The 19,760-nt window shown below is 64.0% G+C and carries 14 protein-coding genes and 1 pseudogene; 4 read left to right on the forward strand and 11 right to left on the reverse strand.

What is annotated here, in order from left to right; translation table 11 throughout:
• Window positions 1–147: 147 nt before the first annotated feature.
• A complete protein-coding gene (locus tag UP09_RS14390; protein WP_044538852.1) occupies window positions 148–4,263 on the forward strand; it encodes a bifunctional diguanylate cyclase/phosphodiesterase in 4,116 nt (1,371 codons plus the stop codon).
• Here the strand turns inward: UP09_RS14390 and UP09_RS14395 are convergent.
• Both UP09_RS14395 and UP09_RS14400 read right to left on the reverse strand, forming a co-directional pair.
• Window positions 4,237–4,578 (reverse strand): hypothetical protein, encoded by a 342-nt coding sequence (locus UP09_RS14395; protein WP_044538853.1) that lies wholly within the window; start codon window positions 4,576–4,578, stop codon window positions 4,237–4,239. The two genes, UP09_RS14390 and UP09_RS14395, sit on opposite strands and share 27 nt — an antisense overlap.
• Window positions 4,579–4,660: 82 nt before the next feature.
• The gene (locus tag UP09_RS14400; protein ID WP_245301950.1) at window positions 4,661–5,143 is read right to left on the reverse strand and encodes a cupin domain-containing protein; all 483 of its coding nucleotides are present in this window, start codon (window positions 5,141–5,143) and stop codon (window positions 4,661–4,663) included.
• Window positions 5,144–5,358: 215 nt separating this feature from the next.
• Here UP09_RS14400 and UP09_RS14405 point away from each other — a divergent pair, with 215 nt between their 5' ends.
• On the forward strand, window positions 5,359–5,955 hold the full coding sequence (locus UP09_RS14405) for a 3-keto-disaccharide hydrolase (protein ID WP_044538855.1): 597 nt from the start codon (window positions 5,359–5,361) through the stop codon (window positions 5,953–5,955).
• On the opposite strand, the gene UP09_RS14410 is transcribed toward UP09_RS14405, so the two are convergent.
• The 8 genes and pseudogenes from UP09_RS14410 to UP09_RS14440 all read right to left on the reverse strand — a co-directional run bounded on the left by UP09_RS14410 (window position 5,942) and on the right by UP09_RS14440 (window position 15,124).
• Window positions 5,942–7,462 (reverse strand): hypothetical protein, encoded by a 1,521-nt coding sequence (locus tag UP09_RS14410; protein WP_044538856.1) that lies wholly within the window; start codon window positions 7,460–7,462, stop codon window positions 5,942–5,944. The two genes, UP09_RS14405 and UP09_RS14410, sit on opposite strands and share 14 nt — an antisense overlap.
• Window positions 7,463–7,551: 89 nt before the next feature.
• The gene (locus tag UP09_RS14415; RefSeq protein ID WP_044538857.1) at window positions 7,552–8,658 is read right to left on the reverse strand and encodes a glycoside hydrolase family 5 protein; all 1,107 of its coding nucleotides are present in this window, start codon (window positions 8,656–8,658) and stop codon (window positions 7,552–7,554) included.
• Window positions 8,659–8,723: 65 nt separating this feature from the next.
• Window positions 8,724–9,548 (reverse strand): nucleotide-binding protein (locus tag UP09_RS38510; protein ID WP_502689052.1); only part of this gene is annotated, 825 nt, incomplete at its 5' end.
• Between the two features lies 1 nt (window position 9,549).
• Window positions 9,550–11,032 (reverse strand): annotated as a pseudogene (locus tag UP09_RS38515) (GumC family protein); the annotation flags it as partial.
• Window positions 11,033–11,189: 157 nt separating this feature from the next.
• Window positions 11,190–11,942, reverse strand: coding sequence for a polysaccharide deacetylase family protein (locus tag UP09_RS14425; protein WP_044538858.1), 753 nt, complete (start codon window positions 11,940–11,942; stop codon window positions 11,190–11,192).
• A 2-nt stretch (window positions 11,943–11,944) separates the two neighbouring features.
• Window positions 11,945–12,757 (reverse strand): class I SAM-dependent methyltransferase, encoded by an 813-nt coding sequence (locus UP09_RS14430; RefSeq protein ID WP_082070131.1) that lies wholly within the window; start codon window positions 12,755–12,757, stop codon window positions 11,945–11,947.
• A 4-nt stretch (window positions 12,758–12,761) separates the two neighbouring features.
• A complete protein-coding gene (locus tag UP09_RS14435; protein WP_052833094.1) occupies window positions 12,762–14,204 on the reverse strand; it encodes a lipopolysaccharide biosynthesis protein in 1,443 nt (480 codons plus the stop codon).
• On the reverse strand, window positions 14,198–15,124 hold the full coding sequence (locus UP09_RS14440) for a DUF6492 family protein (RefSeq protein ID WP_044538859.1): 927 nt from the start codon (window positions 15,122–15,124) through the stop codon (window positions 14,198–14,200). Before UP09_RS14440 ends, UP09_RS14435 begins: the two co-directional genes overlap by 7 nt.
• A gap of 431 nt (window positions 15,125–15,555) precedes the next feature.
• On the opposite strand from UP09_RS14440, the gene UP09_RS14445 reads away from it, so the two are divergent.
• Window positions 15,556–17,448 carry an acyltransferase family protein gene (locus UP09_RS14445; protein WP_044538860.1) on the forward strand — a complete coding sequence of 631 codons (1,893 nt, stop codon included), beginning with the start codon at window positions 15,556–15,558 and terminating at the stop codon, window positions 17,446–17,448.
• Window positions 17,438–18,412, forward strand: a complete 975-nt coding sequence (locus UP09_RS36330; RefSeq protein WP_052833095.1) for a glycoside hydrolase family 26 protein — start codon at window positions 17,438–17,440, stop codon at window positions 18,410–18,412. Before UP09_RS14445 ends, UP09_RS36330 begins: the two co-directional genes overlap by 11 nt.
• 77 nt (window positions 18,413–18,489) lie before the next feature.
• Here the strand turns inward: UP09_RS36330 and UP09_RS14455 are convergent, their stop codons facing one another.
• A complete protein-coding gene (locus tag UP09_RS14455; RefSeq protein WP_044538861.1) occupies window positions 18,490–19,578 on the reverse strand; it encodes a radical SAM/SPASM domain-containing protein in 1,089 nt (362 codons plus the stop codon).
• Between the last annotated feature and the right edge of the window lie 182 nt (window positions 19,579–19,760).

Consider the following 19,760-nt stretch of genomic DNA (forward strand, 5'->3'; position numbering starts at 1 on the left):
CGTAATTTTCCGGAAGCCGGCTGCCTTTGTTCGTCATGTGTTTACTTTGACTCGCAACTTGCCGGATGTCCTAACCTCCACTTAGGCCTCTCGCGGGCATGGTTCCCGCCCAGATTGAAGGGGGCGGCCCCAGGGGCCTCAGGGATCGTGCAGTCGAGCATCGGACGTACATTTGCGGCGTTGAATGCCACCAACGAAGCGATCCTGTACGCAAAATCACCGGAAGAACTGTACGGCAAGGTCTGCGAGGCCGCTTTCTCCGGCGGCGACTTCCTGGCCGTTACCGTCTTCCTGCTGGAGCCGGATACCGGCCGCTTGAAATTCGCGGCCGGCTTCGGCGACGACGTCGCGCGCCTGCGCAGCATCAGCATTTCTATTATCGCCAACACGCCCGAGGGCGAGGGCGTCGCCGGGCGGGCGTTCCGTGCCCGGCAGGCCTATGTCAGCAACGACTACATCAACGAAGCCTGTTCGGCGGCCTGGCGTAGCGGCGCGGTCGCGGCCGGCATCGGTGCGTCTGCAGCAATGCCGCTGATCTGCAACGGGCGCAGCGTCGGCGTCTTCATGGTGACGCGGCGCGAGCCGCATTCGCTTGGCGAGGAGATCGTCTCGCTGCTCGAACGCATGGCGGCGAACGTGTCGTTTGCGCTCGACAATTTCGACCATGAGGCGTCACGCAAGAGCGGCGAGCGGGCGATGCGCCGGCTGAACCGCATGTTCGGCGCCATCAGCGCCACCAACGAAGCCATCCTGCGCGCCAAGACCGAGCACGATCTGTATCAACGGGTCTGCGATGCCGCGGTGTTCAGCGGCAAGTCCTTCGCCACGGTGGTACTGCTGGCCGAACCCGACACGCACTGGCTTGAGCCCGTCGCCGGCACGGGCGAGGCGATCGATCTGATCACGCAGACCCGCTTCTCGACCGACCCGGACAACGTCTACGGCAAGGGCATCTGCGGCGAAGCGTTCCGGACCCGGCGGCCCTGTGTCGAGAGCGACATCCCCAAATCGGCGAGTTCCTCGCAGGTGAAAATCCACGGCAGCGGCCTGATGGCCTGCGTCGCACTTCCGCTGACTCGATTCGGCAACAGCATCGGCGTCCTGATCTTCTTCATCAGCAATTCCTGGGCCGGCGACGAGGAGATCATCGCGCTGCTCGCCGGGATCGCCGAGAACGTGTCGGTCGCGCTCGACAATTTCGGTCGGACCACCGAAAAGGCCAAGGCCGACGCCGAAAGGGAGCGGCTGTCGCGGATGTTCGCGGCGCTGAGCGCGACCAACGAAGCGATCATGCGCGCCAGGTCGCGTCTGGAGATGTTTGAGCTGGTCTGCGCGGCGGCGGCGCATGGCGGCGGGTTCAATTCGACCAGCATCCTGATGGCGAAGCCCGGCGACGACTTCCTGGAGATGATGGCGGTCGCCGGTCCCACCGCGGACAATGCGCGCCGTCTCAACGTCTCGCCCAATGAGGCGCGCCCCGAGGGGCGCGGGGTCTGCGGCAGGGCGTTCCGTTCGCGGCGGGCCTGTATCAACAACGACTTCCTGAGCGACATCACCAACAGCGCATTCCGCGACGTCATCGACCGAGAGGAGGCGCGATCGGGTGCAGCGTTTCCGTTGCTGGTCGACGACCGGCCGGTCGGGGTGATGTTGTTCATCTCCGCCAAGCGCAATACCTTTTCGCCTGAATTCGCCGAGCTGTTGCAGCGGCTCGCCGACAATGTGTCCTTTGCGCTCGGCAGCTTCGATCGTGCCGACGAGAAAGCCCGCACCGAAGAGCAGAAGGAGCGCCTGACGCGGATGTTTGCCGCGTTGAGCGCGACCAACGAAGCGATCATGCGGGCGAAATCCCGCAGCGAGATGTTCGACCTTGTTTGCGATGCCGCGGCCGTCGGCGGCCAGTTTGTCTCAGCCACGATCAGGCTGGTGCGGCCGGGCGAGGTCCTCCTGGAGAACGTGGCGGTCTCGGGTTCTGACCGCGTTCGCGCTCGTGAGGTTTTGTTGTCGGCCGATGCGTCGCGCCCGGAGGGGCAGACTCTCACCGGTGTCGCGATCCGCACCCGCAGGCCCTGCATCAGCAACGACTATCTCAGTGATTTCGGACCTGAGTCGCATGTCTACCAGGTCGCCCGCGACAGTGGCGGCAAATCCGGTGCGGCGTTGCCGCTGCTCAAGAACGGCGAGGCGATCGGCGCGCTGGTGTTCCTCTCCGGAGAATTCGGCACGTTCAGCCCGGAAATGATGGCGCTGCTGCAGCGGCTCGCCGAGAACGTGTCCTTTGCGCTCGACAATTTCGACCGCGTCGACGAGAAGGCCCGAGCCGACGAGCAGAAGGAGCGACTGTCGCGGATGTTCGCGGCGCTGAGTGCGACCAACGAGGCGATGATGCGGGCGAAGTCCCGCACTGAGCTGTATCGGCTGGTCTGCGAGGCGGCGGCGACCGGCGGCAAGTTCACCTCTACCACCATCGCGCTGGCGCAGCCCGGCAGCGACTATCTCGAGATTGTCGCAATCGCAGGACCGGCCGCGGAGGGCGCGCGCCATGTGACGCTGTCGATCAACGAGGCCCACCCGGAGGGACGCGGCGCCTGCGGCAGGGCGTTCCGCTCAGGCAAGGCCTGCATCATCAACGACTACTCTGCCGATCCGCACACGGCGGCCTTCCACGAGCGGGCCCGCCTCGATGGCACGAAATCCGGTGCCTCGTTTCCGCTTGTTGTTGGCGGCCAGGTCGTCGGCGTCATGATCTTCGTGGCAATCGAGAAGGACACGTTCACGCCGGAGTTCGTCGAGCTTTTGCAGCGGCTCGCCGACAATCTGGCGTTCGCACTGGAAAGTTTCGATCGTGCCGACGAAAAGAACAAGGCCGACGAGCGGATCGAATATCTCGCCTCGCATGACAGCCTGACCAAATTGCCCAATCGCGAGATGTTCAACGAGCTGTTGCATCATGCGATCGAGGCGGCGGACCGCCACCAGCGGCAGTTCGCCGTGCTGTTCATCGACCTCGATCGTTTCAAGGTGATCAACGATTCGCTCGGGCACGACGCTGGCGACATGCTGCTGGTCGCGATCGCCGAGCGGCTGCGCGGCTCCCTGCGCACGAGCGACGTCGTGGCGCGGCTCGGCGGTGACGAATTCGTGGTGATCCTGGAGGAAGCCGCCGAGCGCGCCGACGTGGAGCGCATCGCGGGCGTCCTGCTGGCGGAGCTCAGTCAGCCGCTGCAGCTCAGCGGCCATGAGTGCCACACCACGGCCTCGATCGGGATTGCGACCTATCCGGCCGACGGCTCTGACGTGCAGACCCTGACCAAGAACGCCGACATGGCCATGTATCTCGCCAAGGAGGACGGCAAGAACAACTTCCGCTTCTTCTCCAAGGAGATCAAGGCGCAGTCGATCGAGCGCCTGACGCTGGAGAACGCGCTGCGCCGCGCGCTCGAGCGCGAGCAGTTCTCGCTGCACTATCAGCCCAAGGTCGATATGGCGAGCGGACAGATCAGCGGCGTCGAGGCGCTGCTGCGCTGGAGCCATCCGGAGCTCGGTCAGATCACGCCGGGGCAATTCATCCCGCTGGCCGAGGAAACCGGGCTGATCGTGCCGATCGGTCGCTGGGTGCTGAAGGAAGCCTGCGCGCAGAACATGGCGTGGCAGCGCGGCGGCCTCAAACCGGGCACGATGGCGGTCAACCTCTCGCCGCGGCAGTTCGCCGATCCGCATCTGCTCGACGATATCGACGCGGCGCTGCGCGACAGCGGCATGTCGCCGGTGCTGCTGCAGCTCGAGGTCACCGAGAGCATGGTGATGCGCAACGTGCCGCGGGCGATCCGCGTGCTCGACGCGATCCAGAACCGCGGCATCCGGCTGGCGATCGACGATTTCGGCACCGGCTATTCGTCGATGTCGCTGATGAAGCAGTTCCCGATCGACACCATCAAGATCGACCGTTCGTTCGTGCGCGACCTGCCCGACGATTCCGAGGACGTCGCGATCGCGCAGGCGATCATCAGCATGGGCAAGGCGCTCGGCATGACCATCGTCGCCGAAGGCGTCGAGACCTCCGAGCAGCGGGACTTCCTGCGGGCGCATGCCTGCGACGAGATGCAGGGCTTCCTGTTCTCAAAGCCGCTGCCGCCGCGCGATCTCGCGGAACTGCTGAACTCGTCGCCGCTGCTGGCCTCGCCGCCGCTGCAGCCGGCGTTGGACCACGAGGCTGCGGCTGATGCCGAGCTGGACTCAGGGCGGAAACGCGCTGTCGTCTGACGGCTGGACGTGGAGGTCGCGGACGTCGGAATCGGTGGATGCGACCATACGCGAGAAATCATAGGGCCACGGCACGAGAGTCTGGTCGGCCATCGTTCGGCGCAGCGCCGCGGCGCCGTCGGCATAGGTCGCGCCGTCGTTGAGGCGGAGCTGGCGGCACCACCGGGATGGCAGCGCGTCGGCGACGTCGCGCATCTCGAACGCCGCTCCCCACCACCAGGCCGGCGCAGGCGGCCGTTCCGGTTCGGCGATCGCGCGCCAGCGCACGAACTCGTCGACGATGCGGGCAAATTGCAGCTTGGCGGCGGGATGCATCGATCGGCCTCTCCTGGCCCTCGATGATAGCAGCGCCCTCGATCCATGCAATGCGCGGTGCGGCCCTGCCGGCGCGCGGCGGCTACTTCTGTTCCAGCTCGGTCGCGGTCGCCGGCCCTTCGCCCATGATCAGCAGCACGGCGTCCTCGTCCTTGGCGCCATCCCAATGCACCTGCTTGCCGGTATGGGTGACGAAGCTGCCGGCCGGCATCGGCACCGTGCCGTGATCGGGGTCGAATTTCGGGCCGGTGCCGACCCACCAGGTGCCCTGCAGCACCACGATGTAGCGGTCGTTGGGATGGAAGTGCGGGTGGCTGAAGTGATTGCCCTTCGTCCACTTGGTGTAGACCATGTAGAACCCGGGCTTCGAGGGATCGCCGACCACGACAGCATTCTGCGCGCCGCGCGCGTCGACGGGGCTCCAGGGGATTTGGTCCGGCAGCTTGTAGGTGACCGCGGCGGGATTGAGTTCGGCCGCGGAGCTGATGCTCAGCATGCCGGCAAAGGCCAGCGGCAGCATCAGGTATCGCCAGAGATATTGCCGAGATCGGTTCGACGCCGTCATCGTGTCCTCCCGCTGGATGGGCGCCGTTCGATAGCTGGCGCTCCGTGTCGTTGTGGCGATGCTAGCTGCTCTCGCTCCGGCTCGGCAAGACACGCTCGCGCATGTGTGACCCGAGGATGCGGCAACAACGCAGCTGCAACATGAAAAACGGGATTTACGCCGCGCGCGGCGATGCTAGGTTGCGCGCCACCAAAACAAACGGGAGGACAACCTTCATGAAGCATTTGTCGACACTTGCGGCCGGTCTGTTGATCGGTGCAGCCGCGTTGCAATTTTCCACCGCCGCCTCGGGCGATGACGGCTGGGTCACGTTGCTCGACAGCACCGCGAAGGGCGATTGGGGCGAAGTCGGCAAGGCCAACTGGGCGATGAAGGATGGCGCGCTGGTCGCCGACAAGCTCGACGGCAAGGATCTCGCCTATCTCGTCACCAAAACCCCCTACAAGGATTTCCAGATCAGGGCGGAGTTCTGGACCGACGAGGACGCCAACAGCGGCATCTTCATTCGCTGCGAGTCCAACACGACGATCGACTCCAAAGTCTGTTATGAGGTCAATATCTTCGACAAGCGGCCGGACCCGAGCTACGGCACCGGCGCGATCGTCGATGTCGGCAAGGTCGATCCGATGCCGAAGGCGGCCGGCAAGTGGAACGTCTATGAAATCACGGCGCAGGGGCCGCACTTCGTCGTGACGCTCAACGGCCAGAAGACCGTCGATGCGCAGGACACGAGGCACGCGAGCGGCTATGTCGCGCTCCAGTACGGCTCGGGTGTCGTGAAATTCCGCAAGGTGCAGATCAAACCGCTGTGACAGCGGCGGTCGGGGCCGCTTCGTGACCGTCGCCTCGGGTGCGAATGTGATGGCCGATCACCAGACCGGTCAGGCACAGCAGCAGCCCGAGCGCCGGCGGCGCAAACAGCGCCTCCTCCTGGAAGATGCCGTTGACCAGCACGACGATCGTGCCGAAGGCGGCGAGCCCTTGCGTGAGAATTCCGGAGGAGGCGTAGAGGCGCCATGCCTTCAGCGCCATGGCGAGGAAGAAACCCAGCGGCACCAGTGCAGCGATGCCCATCTGGTAGAGCAATACGCCGATGGCGCTCTCCACCGCGCCCTCGATAGTGCCGGCCTGCTGCGCGGCGCTCCAGTCGATCGCGAAGTAGCCTTCGGTCAAATTGCCGCCAACGCCAAGTCCGCGGCCGAACGGGTTTTGCATGAAGCCGTTCCAGCCGCCCATGAACCCGATGACGTGAAAGTCGCCGATTTGCAGTCCGATATGGATAGCGACGATGACATAGAGGACGAGCGCAACGAACCCGGCCACGAGCGTGATGCTCGCGCCGAGCAGCCAGGTCGACGTCCAGGCAAACGCCACGAAGATGACCAGGATAAGCGCTCCCTTCACACTGCAGAGAAGCAGCAGTGGTATTGCGGCCACGGCCAGCCAGCGATATCCGACCGAGAACAGGAACAGGATGGAGAATGCAATTCCGTAGCCGAAGCTGATCGCGCTCATGTTCGGTCCGTGAATGCGCAGGATCGTCGACAGTCCGAAATCCTCGAACAGCGGGCTGTTGAGGAAGCCGAAGCGGAAGCGGTCGATGAGATCCACCGGCACGTTGCCGGTTGCGCGCATCTGGGCTTCCCAGGCTCCGGAACGGGTCGCCTTGAGCTCGTCGAACTGCCAGAACGTGTAGCCATTGGTGATATGGAGCCAGGCATCGCGGAACAGCAGTTCCATATATCCGCAGGCGATCAACAGCGTGGCGACGGCCACAAGGAAGGGCGTGATGCGGATTTCGAACGTCGCGGCGGTCAGCAGCGATAACTGAAAGAGAAACAGCGGCAGCGCAATGTTGCGCAGATAGAAGAGTGCCGCGCGCGGGTCTTGCGTGGCGCCGATCACGAAATACACCGTGACGGTCGCCAGCGTGATGATCCCCCATGTCATGATCCGGTCGATGTCCGCAGACCGGTTGCGCTCGCGCAACAGATACAGCGCCAGTGTGACCAGCCACATCACCGAACAAACGAGGAAGTTGTAGCCCTTGACGAATTCCATCTCCGCTTCGGTCGACAGATATGACGACAGAATCGAGACAAACAGGTTCTGGAAGAGAATGATGAATATGGCGATCGACGGCGCATAGGCAGGCGCCGCGAGAACGATCGCGCAGCCGACCAGGGTTTCGACGACGATTGCGAGCGCGGGGTTGGCCGCCTGCAGGATTGGGACGAATGCGATCGATGCCACGGCGACGCCGAGTGCCGGAATCACATCGCCGGCCATCAGCGGCCGCTGGGCTATGCCTGCTCGCACGAGCTCTGACCTAAACCGGACGCGTGGCGCGCCACACCCGAATGGTCGATCTAGCGGCTCAATGTGTAAGAACTGGTTAACCAGACGGGCTAGCGCGCCCCGAGCAATACCTTAAGCACATCGGGATCAGCTTTGCCGGTGATTGCGTCCGCCAGGCCAAAGCCCTGCGATAGCTCCCAATGGGTCCAGCCCCAGCAATGCTGCCGGGCGTAGGCAGTGACTGCCGCGAGCCAGCGCAACCGGCTGTCGCGCGGGGCTCCGGCCTTGAGCACGCCGAATTCATTGATGATGAGCGGACGTGAATATTGCTGCTGCCAGGCGGCACCAGGCTGGAGCCATTTGTCGATGCCGCGGTCGGGGATCGCGCGGTCCAGTATCGCGAGTGCCTTGCGCTTGTTCAGCGCAGCGAGTTGCTCCCGCAATCGCTGAACCTGCGGATCGTCGGCGCGGATCGGATAGGGCAATCCGGTGATGTCATGGAGCGGCTCGCTCGGATCCCAGTGGGCCTGATGGGTGAACGCCATCGGGTCATAGACGTGAATTGCATAGACGACGTTCGGATCGTCGAGCGGCATGAAGCCTGGCAGCGCATCGGCGCGCTGCCAGTTGACCGGACCGGTAATCAGCGTTGTCTGCGGAAGCAGCCGGCGAACGAATACGGCGAGTTCTTCGACTTCGTTCTGCCACTGCGCGGCGTCGACCTCCGGCTCGTTCAACAGTTCCGCAAAGACCCGATCGGCTGGATAGTGCTGTATGACCCGCGCGAGCGCGGTCCAAGCATCCTTCATCTCCTCCATCGCGCCGGGTGGATCATCCTTGTGCAGCGCATTGAAGCGCTTGCCGGAATGCAGGTCGACGGAGACGGCATAGCCAAGCGCAAGCAGGGTTTTTAACGCAGCATCGAGCGTATGCAGATGTTGGTCGCGATCCGCCGTCGTGGCGAAGCGCGGCATGATATCGTCGGCATGCACCGGCAGCCGGATGTGGGTCATGCCCGCCTTGCGCAGTTCGAGCAAGAGGCTGCGGGGCGGTGCTGACTGCGGATCGGCAATCCAGCCGTCGGCATTGACGCCGCGTGACAGGGCTTCGATCCGGTCCGCAGCGACACCTTCGATCAGGGACGGGCATGCCCCCGCGGCGGCGGACACCAGAATGGATGCGGCGGCGGTGATGGCAAGGATCGACCGCCGGGCCATTGGACGATCAGTTCGCGACGGCTGTTGCAGGAGCAGGGTGCGCGGCGGCCCGGCTGCCGCGGCGCTTACGCATACTGCTTGTCGTGCTGATGACTTGCAGCGGTCGGCCGGAGCTCATTGAGGACGACGCCGACCAGCTTGCGCTGCGCGCCACCGAGCGCGGTGATGATGCCTTCCATGCAGTCGTTGATATCGCGTTCGGCCGGCAGGACCGCGACGAGGCCGTCGGCAACGTCAAGCAGCTTGCGCTCCGCCGTGCCCCACGGCATCGGGGGCCCGTCCAGGATCACAAGGTCGTAGCCACCGGCTGAGCGCGCCTGGGCGACCGCCTTGCGGATCGCCTCGCCGGCCTTGGCAGCGCTGCCCTGGATCGTAGGCAGGATCATGATGCCGTTCGCGGTGTTGACCGCGCGGGCGGCCTTGCTGCCAATGCTGAGCCAGCCGAGGCGGCTTGGTTCAGACTTGCCGAAATGCGCGACCTTGCTCGACAAGGCGTGGCTCGCACCATCGGCATCGATCATCAGAACCCTGGCGCCGCGGCGTGCCGCGGTCAGGGCGATGTTGAGCGCAACGATGCTGCGATCATGATCAGCGTCTGTGCCGATCACGGCCACCACGATGACGCCCTCGGGATTGGTCCGGTTGGCGAGCGCTGCGCACGTCTCCCACATCGTGGTCGAGAACGCCGACTGGGAGGCGCCGGTGCGCAGGGTCGGCCAGCCGAACCGCGTGACGTCGGCGGTGTTGCCGCCGGTCAGGATTCCACCGAGCGTGCGCATTACGTCGGACTCCTGCAGCTCGGCAATAACGGGCTTCTCGATCAGGCCGACCGCAGGCTGCGGCGCGGGCCGTGGAGTGACCGGCTGTTTCGCCTTCGCGATAACGGCCTGNCCTGCCGCTCCGGAGCGGCATCCTCCTTCGGCTGGACCCTGGGCCTGACCGGATCGGCGCCGGGCGCGAGCTGACGGGCGGCGATGGCCCAGGCCGCAGCGGCAAGTCCGCCGAACATAAAGCCGATCATCGCGAGCAGGCTCATCGCCGGCGGGAAGGTGCGGCGCTGCGGAATGGTGGCATCGCCGATCACCCGGGCACTGGAGGTGTTGAGGGTCTCCTGCTCCTCGGTTTCACGCGAACGTTTGAGGAAGGACTGATAGACGTCGCGGCTCGCATCGACCTCGCGCTCGAGTTCGCGCAGACGGACCGACGCCTGGCTCATCTGCACGCTCTGGCGCTTCTGGACGTCCAGCGCCTTGTTCAGCGACGCCTCGTAGTCGCGGGCCCGGGTCAGATCGTTCTTGGCCGACAGCGCATAACGGTCGATCTCTTCCTTGATGGTGCGGCGCAGGTCCTCGACCTGCTGCTCGATCTGGCGCAGCGCCGGATGCCGCGGGCCCAGCTCGCCCTGCAGCTCGGCCTGCCGCTTCTTCGCATCGGCATATTGCGAGCGGAGATTGGCGATGGTCGGCGACTGCAGCGCTTCGGGAATAGCACCTGGATCGGTCGAGCCTCGGCGGCTGGCCTCGATCTGGTCGAACTTGGCCTGGGCGTCGAGCGTCAGCGCGCGTGCCGCGGCCAGCCGCTGATTGCTGGCGGAGAGCTGCTGGTCGCTGATTTGGTTGTCCTGCGAGCCGACGAAATTGTTCTGCGCCTTGTAGGTCGCGAGCCCATCTTCCGCGTTGCGCAGCCGCTGTTGCAGCTCCTTCAACCGGCCGGACAGGTCGCTGGTGGCGCGGCGGGCGGCGGTGGCCTGCGATTGTTTGGACTCGGCGAGATAGGCCCTCGAGACCGCGTTGGCGAGCATCGCGGCCTTCGCCGGGTCGTACGACCAGACGTCGATGTCGACGATGAAGGTGCGGTCGGTCTTCTTCACATTGATGTGGCGGCCGAGCGAATCGAGCGCGTTCATCTCGATCTGCTTTTGCTCGTCCGCGGTCACCTTCGGCTCGATGCCGAACAAGCCGAGCAGCGATGCGAAGATGCCCTTGGTCGCGGCGCCGCCGCCGAACTCCGGATCCTTGACCAGATCGGTGTTGCGGATCACCTGCAGCAGCACGTTGTTGGAGGTGATCAGGCGCGACTGGCTTTCGACCACCATCGAGAGGCCGGAAACGTCCTGGGCGCGCGGGGTCAGCTCGCGATCGACGAGCTGCAATTCGCGCGGGTCGACATAAAGCTGGGCACTCGCGGTGTATTTCGGCGTCAGGCTTTTACCGATAGCGATCGCGATGCAGGCGCAGATCAGGGCGGCCGATACGATCGCGACCTTGCGCTCCCACAGCAGCCGTACCAGGTCGAGCACGCTGAAGCCCGCCGTAACAGCGGCGTGGAGAGGCTCTGGCTTCGCCCGGCCTATCGGCTGGTCATAGTTCAGCATCAACCCCAGCTTCCATTCGAACTGGCTGCACGCATCGGCTGAGGGGTTATCTTGCGAGTCACGCAATGCGCGCGGGACGACAACGCGAATAAGACGCAACACGAAAAATTAACCATACCCATTGAGGGACTATTCACCAGAAAGGCAAACAAAGCGTTTAACCGCGGGCGCATCGAAATGCCTCTGCCATGGTCAACGCCGGGATGCCCCGTCGTGCCGCGGCTTCAAGCGCGTAGGTCATGAGATCGGGCGAACAGCCATAGAGGCTCGGCCGGTTGGCGACGTCGTGGCTGTAGAAAATTAACCAACCGTTAGTGTCTCGCGCCTCGTCGAACGCCTGATCAATCCGTTCGCGGGTCATCTGGCGGTCGATCAGCGGCATGGCGCGAAGGAACTGCGGGTCGACCTCGCCGCTGTTGACGCCTGGTACGATGCTGCGGCAGGTGCGGAACTCGGACTTCAGCTGGTGCTTGCGGGCGTAGGAGCCGTAGCCGAACGGGTAGGCGAACGTCTCGATCGACATGGTCGGATCGAGCGAATGGAAATAAGTGCGATTGCGATCGATCTCCGCGGCCAGCGACGTCTCGTCGAGGTCGCAGGCGCGGCGATGCGAGAAGGTGTGGCAGCCGACCTCGTGGCCGCGACGATGCAGCGAGACGACGTCGTCGGCGCTGCCGCTGGCCCAATCGGGCGTGTCGATGCCGACCAGGCCGCCGGATACGTAGAACGTGCCGCGGGAACCGTAGGACTCGAGGATATCGGCCCCGAACGTTGCGGCGCTCTTCGGCAGATCGTCAAAGCTGAACGTCACCATCGGCGTGGCATTGTTCAGCCGGAAGTGCTCGACCTGCACATGCATCGCCAGCCGATGGCTGACCTTGACCCTAGCCTCTGACCACAGAGCATTCATTGTTACAGCTTTCGCAAGATCACATGGTAGTCGCCGTGCCGCACGTCTGTTTTGCCTGATAGCACCGCATTCATGGCCCTTGCCGCGGAGTCGATCAGCGCGGCGATCATTGGCTTGCGACGGCGCATCTCGGGATAGCGCGGGCTCTCGTACGTCTTCCGGTAGATGACCTGCAGCCCGTGCCGGCCCGCAAAGGCCTCGAGATTGGCAAGCGTGACCAGCGGATGGAAATGCGTCGGGAAGGGCGCCTCGCCCGGCAGCCCGGCTTTCTTCTCGCCGCGGATGTGGCGGTAGAACCAGACGTGGAACCAGTGCGGCGAATATTTGGTGACGACGCCCGAGAGCGACTTCGGATTCGGTGCGCCGATCAGCAGCAGGCCGTCGTGCTTCATCGCCGTGCAGAAGCCGGTTAGCACGGCCTCGACGTCGGGCACGTGCTCGATGACGTTGTAGCAGATGATCAGATCGAAGCTCTGCGGTGCGAAGCGATAGGTCTGGAGGTCGCCGAGGATCGCCTGTTGTGCGTAGCTGTTGTTGCGGATCTGATCCTCGTCGATGTCGACGACGGTCACATGCGCGCGATCGAGCACATTGAGCGGCAGATAGCTGGTCGAGCCGCCGCCGGCCTCGTAGATCGACAGTGGTCCCGGCGGTAGCCTGGCTTCGAGGATGCTGTGAACCGTCAACAGGCTCTGCTTGGCCTCGCCGGGCGGCAAAGCGAGCAGCGATTCAGGGTGGATTGGTGCGACCGGGGCCAATGCTGTCACGTGGACCGGCGGAGCATCAAGCGTGTCGAGCGCAAAGGTCTTTGTCATTGGCTCATCCAATATTGCTGTTGGCAAACTTTGTGCGGGCCGCGATCAGGCCCTGTCTCAGCCGTCCGCGGACGTGCGCGATGTCGAACAGCCAGCACAGCGCGGCATAGACCGCGAGCCCCGCACCGGTCAGTACGATGCTGACGGGGAGGTCCGCGATATGCAGGCTGCGGTCCAGCGCGCCGACGGCGAGGACCATGGCGAGCGATGCGATGACGATCAGCGCCAGCCGGCCGAGCGGGACCGGGACCGCGAAGGCGAAGCGGCTGAGCACCAAGGCGCTGGCAAAGCCTGTGATATCGGCGCCGAGCCGTGCCCATGCCGCACCGATCGTGCCGTAATGGCTGACCAGGACGTAGGACAGGATCACATTGGCGGCGATGATCGAGGCGGTGTTGATCAGATAGAAGGAATTGCGCCCCGAAAGCAGGAAGCCGGCATGCAGATATTGCTGGGTCAGCACCTGGAAGATCACGGCGACCGCGATGACAGGCATGATCTGCGCCGCGACCTCGCGGAAATCGGCGCCGAGGATGATGTTGGCGATATGCGGAGAGATCGTCGCAAAGCCGAGACAGGCCGGCAGCGTGATGCCGGCGAGCAGTTCGAGGCATTCCGCAAGATGGGTCTTGACCGCGGCGTCGCCCTGCTTGGCGTGGATCTGCACGGCCATCGGGAAGAAGGCGGCGGCGATGCTCATCGCCGGCATCATCAGGGTCTGACGCACGAGGTCGAGCGCCGCGACATATTTGCCGGCATCCGCGGCGCCGATCAGATTGGCGATCACGAAGCGGTCGGTGACGCTCGAGATCGCAAGCAGTGTCAGCGATACTGTCAACGGCAGGCCGGTCCGGGCGAGTGTGGAAAGATCGGCGCGGTCTAAGCGGATAGTCGTGCCCCGCCACGCGCTGCGCGACTGCACAAGAACTGCGACGAGGTAGGCCGCGGCCGCCGCCGATAACAGCAGGAAGCCGGTCGGGCTGACCAGTGCGACGATGACGCCGAAGCCAAGCAGTGCGCCGGCGCGGACCAGCGTCGCCCTCATGACCGAGAGCGCCTTAAGGCGCGCCCGCAGCAGGTCCTGCGTCAGCTCGAACAGCCCGATCGTGACCGCGAGCGCAACGGCGGCCATTGCGGCTGTTCCATCGAGCCCGACGAGGCGTGCCAGCGCATAGGCGATCGGCGCGGTGAGGCAGCAGACCAGATAGCCTGACAAGACGAGGCCGCGGACATCGGTGCCGTCGTTGCGGGCGTGCCCACTCAGGATCAGGTTGCGGAACCAGCCGACCAGGAACACGGAGATGACGGACGCGAAGCCGACGCCGAGCAGGTAAACACCATAATCATGCGGCGCGAACAGCCGCGTGAAGATGAATACGCTCAGCAGCCCCAGCACAGCGGAGAGGATGTTGGCGGTCAGATTGATGCTGGCCTGTCCGATCAGCATAGGGCGGCAACCCCCGCGGGTTCGATGGCCAGGTGAGGGGCGAGAATGGCATCGCTCTCCGCGACGACCTCGCGGATCGTCTCGACCGGCGTGCCGGAGAACGACGCGATCGAGAACGCGACGTCATCCCTGTCGGCGCGCAGCAGCAGCCGATTCAGTTCATCCTTGCTCAGGGTCGGGTCGTCCCAATAGCTGATGCACTGTGTCTTGGGCACGACAGTGTGACGTAGCGCGGAGGCCGCGTCGTTCTCTACGAAGAAGCCGTACAGCAGATATTCGGAGAACTCCCGGGTCTTGCACAGCGCCTCGATCCAGCTGATGCCGGTGACGGCCTCGATGCGTTCGGCGAGCGCCCGCGTGGTCTGCTTGTCCCAGAATATGATGTGTCCGATGAAGTCGGGCGCCGGGAAGGGCGGCGTCGGCAGGCCGAGGAGCTGGTGACTGGTCTCGAGCCAGCGCGAGTGACGCGGCTGGTCGGCAGTCACCGCGTCGTTCATCTTCAACAGCGGGATCGTGTTCGGGTATTCGAACTGCGCCAGATCGATGTCGCGGAAGAATACGATGTCGGAATCCAGGATACAGACGCGCTCATAGGGCAGCGCCATGGTGGCGGCGATCTTCAGGATCTGCTGGACGTGCCAGCCGTTCACCGGCTTGGCGCGCAGCGACCACCAGAACTGGCGGCGCTTGCGCTGGATCATCCGCGGCAGCGGCCGCAGCCAGTCGGGGAGAAAGGAGGAAGCCGGGATGATGATTCGGCGCTCGCTCGCCAGCGGCGCGAACAGTGACAGGTCGCAGTCCGGGACGAGCAGATAGTGTTTGGAGAAAGACGTGACGTGGCGATCCACGCTCTCGCAGAGCAGCGTGCAGATCTCGAGATCGCGCCCGTAAGTCGGGGTCATCAACGCGACAGGGTTCATCTCGTCAGTCTCTCCGGCAGGACCGTTTCAGGGCGGTACGTTGCAGTCGCCCGAATGTCCTTGTTGCCAGTTCAGCAAGATCGATGCCGGGGCATTCCAGGCGCACCGCACGCGGTCCTTGATGGTTAATTGTTTGTAAACAGCTCGATGGTGCGCCAGTTAATGGAGTGCGCAGTAACCATTTGTGCGCGTGATTTCGCGCTGGAAGGCGTTTTGCCCGGATATTGCAGTGCTCGTGCCTGCATTGCCGACGCGGTTCGGTGCAGGTGGGTAGGGATGAGAATTGATTGGCATTCCCGGCGGAATATTGCCGCCGGTGGGACGGCGGCTGAGCTGCCAGCCCGTTTCGACACACCTGCGCTGTTAGCAGTGTCCGCTTTTGGCACGGCCGGCTCCGGCACGAAACGGCGATCGTGCGGCGGTGCCATGTCATGAAGTACCGTTCCGATATCGACGGCCTGCGGGCGCTCGCCGTCATCCCGGTGCTGCTGTATCACGTCGGCGTCCCCGGCTTCGGAGGCGGTTTCGTCGGTGTCGACATCTTCTTTGTCATATCGGGATATCTGATCTGCGGCATGACCGACGCGGACATCCGCAACGGAACGTTTTCGCTCGGAAATTTCTACAAGCGGCGGATTCTGCGCATCCTTCCGGCGCTGTTCGTCATGCTGCTGGTCACGGGTGTGCTCGCTTACATCTATTTCCTGCCCGTCGAGCTGGAAGATTTCGCAAAGAGCCTCGCCAGCGCCGTCGGCTCGGTCGCCAACGTCTATTTCGCAAAGACCGCCGGCTATTTCGAAGCACCGGCCGAAACCAAGCCGCTGCTGCACGCCTGGTCGCTCGGCGTCGAGGAGCAGTTCTATCTCGTCGTCCCGGTCGTGATGCTGGTGGCCTACCGATTCGCGCCCAAGCGCGCCAGGCTGCTGCTCGCGATCGGTGCTGTCATGTCGTTCGCGGCCGCGATTGCGATGAGCACCCGCAACGAGACGTTCGTCTTCTACCTGACGCCGTTCCGGGCCTGGGAACTCGCGCTTGGCGCGCTGCTCGCGATCGGCTTCATTCCGGCGCCCCCGCGCGGAATGTGGAGCAATGTGTGCGGACTGGCGGGGCTGACGCTGCTGCTAGGCGTCATCCTTGCAGGCTCGTCTTCGGCGCCACTGTTATTGATGACGTCGCTTGCCGGCGTCGGCGCGACGATGGTGATCGCCTCCAGCGAACGGGGCATCTCGCCGGCCGGCCGGCTGCTGTCGTTGCGACCGCTGGTGTTCGTCGGCCTGATGTCCTACTCACTCTATCTCTGGCACTGGCCGCTGATCGTGTTTCAGCGCACCGATGCGGTGTTGAAGACGGGCTCGTCGGCCAGCACCAAGCTGCTGCTGATCGTTCTGTCGGTTGGTATGGCCTATTTGTCATGGAAGCTGATTGAGCTGCCGTTCCGCAGCATGGCTCGCAACACGTCCCGGACCAAGGTTTTCACCGCGGCATCGGGCGCGATGGCATCAGCCTTCGTGATCTGTGGGCTGGTCCTGCTGGCTGGCGGGGCGCCGTTTCGCTTCCCGGAGCGCGTGCTGCAGATCAGCGCCTACCTCGCTTATGATTCCTCGGCGGCGTTTCGCACCGGCCGATGCTTCCTGCTCACCAATCATCAACAGCTCGACACCGAGACCTGCATGACGCGGGATCCGGCGCGGCCGAACTACCTTCTGATCGGCGACAGCCATGCGGCGCATCTCTGGCTCGGGCTTGCGTCGGCCATGCCCGGCGTCAATGTGATGCAGGCAAGTGCCAGCCTGTGTCGCCCCGCCGTGCAGGGCGGCTCGCACTATGACAGCCCGGCGTGCCGGCGCATGATGGACTTTGTCTTCAACGATTTCCTGGCCAACAACCGGATCGACAAAATCTTGCTGGCGGCGTCCTGGAAGGACGAGGACCTGCCGATCCTTGCGACGACCCTCGACCTGCTGAAAGCGAGAGGACTTCGTGTCACCGTGCTTGGACCGATCGTCGAATATGACAGCGCATTGCCGCGTCTGCTTGTCGACGAGATCCTGCGCGACGACCCGGCGGCCGCCCGCGCCATGCGCCGCCCTGGCGTCCATGAACGCGACAGCGCGATGTCGCACCTCGCGGCCGATCACGGCGCCTCCTATGTCTCGCTTTATGATGCGATCTGTCCGGACGGACGCTGCGACGAATATGTGGCTGCCAACGTGCCAATGCAGTTCGATGAAGGCCATCTGACGTCACAGGGGTCGATCGAGCTGGGTCGGCGGCTGGCGCCGTTCCTTGCACCGAAGCTTGTCGGAGCGCGCGATGCGAACTGATGGACAAGGCGGGATCACGCGGCGGACGGCACTCGGCCTTGCGGCGCTTGCCGTGAGTGGACTGTCGGCGGCGAGGGCCGCGCCATCGCGGGAATCACAGCTTGGTCCGGATGCGGCGAGGTTCGCCGGCGCGTTCGTCAATTGGGGCGAGACCGGCCGCGAGCATATGCTGCAAGCCTGGGAGAAGTGGCTGAACCAGCCACCATCGTCGGTGATCGGCGTCGACTTCTACGGCCAGAATACATGGGAGGATTTCCACAAGCTCGACTGGGTGCCGGGGCTCTGGAAGAAGCTCAACCCCGCGCGAAACGTCGTCTGGTCTGTCCCGCTGACGATCACCGGCACGCCGCTCGCCGATGTCGCCGGCGGCTTGCACGATTCCGACTTCGAGGCAGCGGCGCGCGCGATCGCGCAGGCACATCCCAAGGCGATTATTCGGCTCGGTTGGGAGATGAACATCTCCAGCATGGGCTGGTTCGCCAAGGGACAGGAGGACGACTACGTCACGGCGTTCCGCCGCGTGGTCGCGATCTTCCGCCGTCATTCGCCCGACTTCAAATTTGACTGGTGCCCCGGATGGGGAGCTCAGGATACACCGGCCGACCTCGCCTATCCTGGCAACGATGTTGTCGATACCATCGGGCTCGATGTCTACGACTTCAAATCCGAGGGCTCGGTGGCGGAGCGCTGGTCCAACCTTTATCTCAAGGCGCCGTTCGGTCTCGAATGGCAGCGTGAGTTCGCTTTGGTGCACGGCAAGCAGATGAGCTATCCGGAGTGGGGCGTCGGTCAGGCCGGCGACAATGCGGAGTTCGTGCAACGGATGCACGACTGGTTCGCGGCCAATCGGGCCGTGATCGCGTATGCGGCCTATTTCGACGTCGATGGATTGTGGCCGACGCAGATCGATAACGGGCAGTTCCCGAAGTCTGGCAACCTGTACCGGAAATTGTTCGCCAGCTGATCGATCCAACAGGCCCGATTGGCAAGACAGAGCCCGATCCATCCATCGGACCGGGCTTTATTCTCTCCGCTGTGGTGTTAGGCCGCGTTCTTGCCGGCCAGCAGTGTCAAGCCCATCTTCAGCTTGTCCTGAAGCGTACGCTGGGCGAGGCAGGTGAACAGGCACAGCTTGTCGCAGGCGATGGTTTCCTTGCGGCGCGTGCGGGCTTCCTCGCTGTACCAGATTTCGCGTGCGGTCTGGGTACGGACATTGCCGATCGGCTTGAAGAACCAGCAGACCTCGAGCCGGCCGTCGGAACGAATGAAATAATTGCGCATGCCGACCCGGCACGGCATCACTTCCGGTGGCGCCTTCTCGCGGCGGAAATGGTTCGGCCAGGCATTCAGCACAGCCTCGCCGTTGAGGATCGGCGCACCTGCGCGCTTCAGCCGCAGCAGCTCGTCGCGAACCTTGATGAGATCGTCCATCTCGTTCTCGCCGATCCACAGCTCGTCCTCGACCTCCTGCGTGCCCTGCTCGACCGGCTGGAAGCTCAGCGCGGTGGCGCCGATCTGCTGGATCCAGTCGACCATTTCGGGCAGGCGGCGGAAGTTGAGCTTGTGTACGACAGGCTTGATGATGATCGGAAAATCGAGCCCCTCGGCGCGGCGCATCTCGGACACGTTGCGGATGCCCTGCACGATGTCATCAAGCGAGTTCTCGACACCGCGCGAATAATTGTGGATCGTCGGGTCGACCGAGTCGATCGAGATATTGATGTTGAAGGGGCGCGCCTCGACGGTCTGCGCCACGATCTTCTTGTTGAGATAGGCGCCGCCATTTGTGGTGACGCCCCAGTGGATGTCGTTGTCGCGGCAGAACCGCAGCAGGTCGAGAAAGCCCTTCTTGATATAGGGTTCGCCGCCGGCGAACTCGACATGGTAGGCGCCGATGAATTCCTTCAGGCTGGAGAGCGCGCGCTGCCACTCCTCGATGCTCATCTCCTCCCGGTAGTTCGGCCGTCGCCAGTAGTCGCAATAGCGGCATTTGTAATTGCAACGTTCGACGACCTCCGCGAAGATCGAGGCCGGACGGGTGACGTCGCGTCCGGTGCGCAGATACAGCTCCTCCGAGAGGGCATTGCGGACGTGCTTGGAGCCGAGCGAGACGAGGTCGAGCGCTTTCAAGGTGAACCTCAGGCGGTTTTTGCGATCGGGATCGATACGCTGACTTATGGGTCGATCAGCAAATTGGATGCCAGCCGGACCAGAAGCGTCGTCCGGTCGGATCCGGGCGGCTCTTAACCCTAAGAATGTCTTGCCTGTGTAGTGCCGATCGCACGGCTTTCGGCCCAGCCCGGCCAAGCATC

This window comes from Bradyrhizobium sp. LTSP885 (assembly GCF_000938305.1).
Lineage (GTDB): Bacteria > Pseudomonadota > Alphaproteobacteria > Rhizobiales > Xanthobacteraceae > Bradyrhizobium.

Excerpts from the sequence above, each read along its gene's own strand:
- UP09_RS14440 (WP_044538859.1), bottom strand. The coding sequence starts at position 15,124 with ATGAACCCTGTCGCGTTGATGACCCCGACTTACGGGCGCGATCTCGAG.
- UP09_RS14415 (WP_044538857.1), bottom strand. The coding sequence starts at position 8,658 with ATGGCCCGGCGGTCGATCCTTGCCATCACCGCCGCCGCATCCATTCTG.
- UP09_RS14430 (WP_082070131.1), bottom strand. The coding sequence starts at position 12,757 with ATGACAAAGACCTTTGCGCTCGACACGCTTGATGCTCCGCCGGTCCAC.
- UP09_RS14405 (WP_044538855.1), top strand. The coding sequence starts at position 5,359 with ATGAAGCATTTGTCGACACTTGCGGCCGGTCTGTTGATCGGTGCAGCC.
- UP09_RS14395 (WP_044538853.1), bottom strand. The coding sequence starts at position 4,578 with ATGCATCCCGCCGCCAAGCTGCAATTTGCCCGCATCGTCGACGAGTTC.
- UP09_RS14400 (WP_245301950.1), bottom strand. The coding sequence starts at position 5,143 with ATGACGGCGTCGAACCGATCTCGGCAATATCTCTGGCGATACCTGATG.
- UP09_RS14445 (WP_044538860.1), top strand. The coding sequence starts at position 15,556 with ATGAAGTACCGTTCCGATATCGACGGCCTGCGGGCGCTCGCCGTCATC.
- UP09_RS36330 (WP_052833095.1), top strand. The coding sequence starts at position 17,438 with ATGCGAACTGATGGACAAGGCGGGATCACGCGGCGGACGGCACTCGGC.
- UP09_RS14425 (WP_044538858.1), bottom strand. The coding sequence starts at position 11,942 with ATGAATGCTCTGTGGTCAGAGGCTAGGGTCAAGGTCAGCCATCGGCTG.
- UP09_RS14435 (WP_052833094.1), bottom strand. The coding sequence starts at position 14,204 with ATGCTGATCGGACAGGCCAGCATCAATCTGACCGCCAACATCCTCTCC.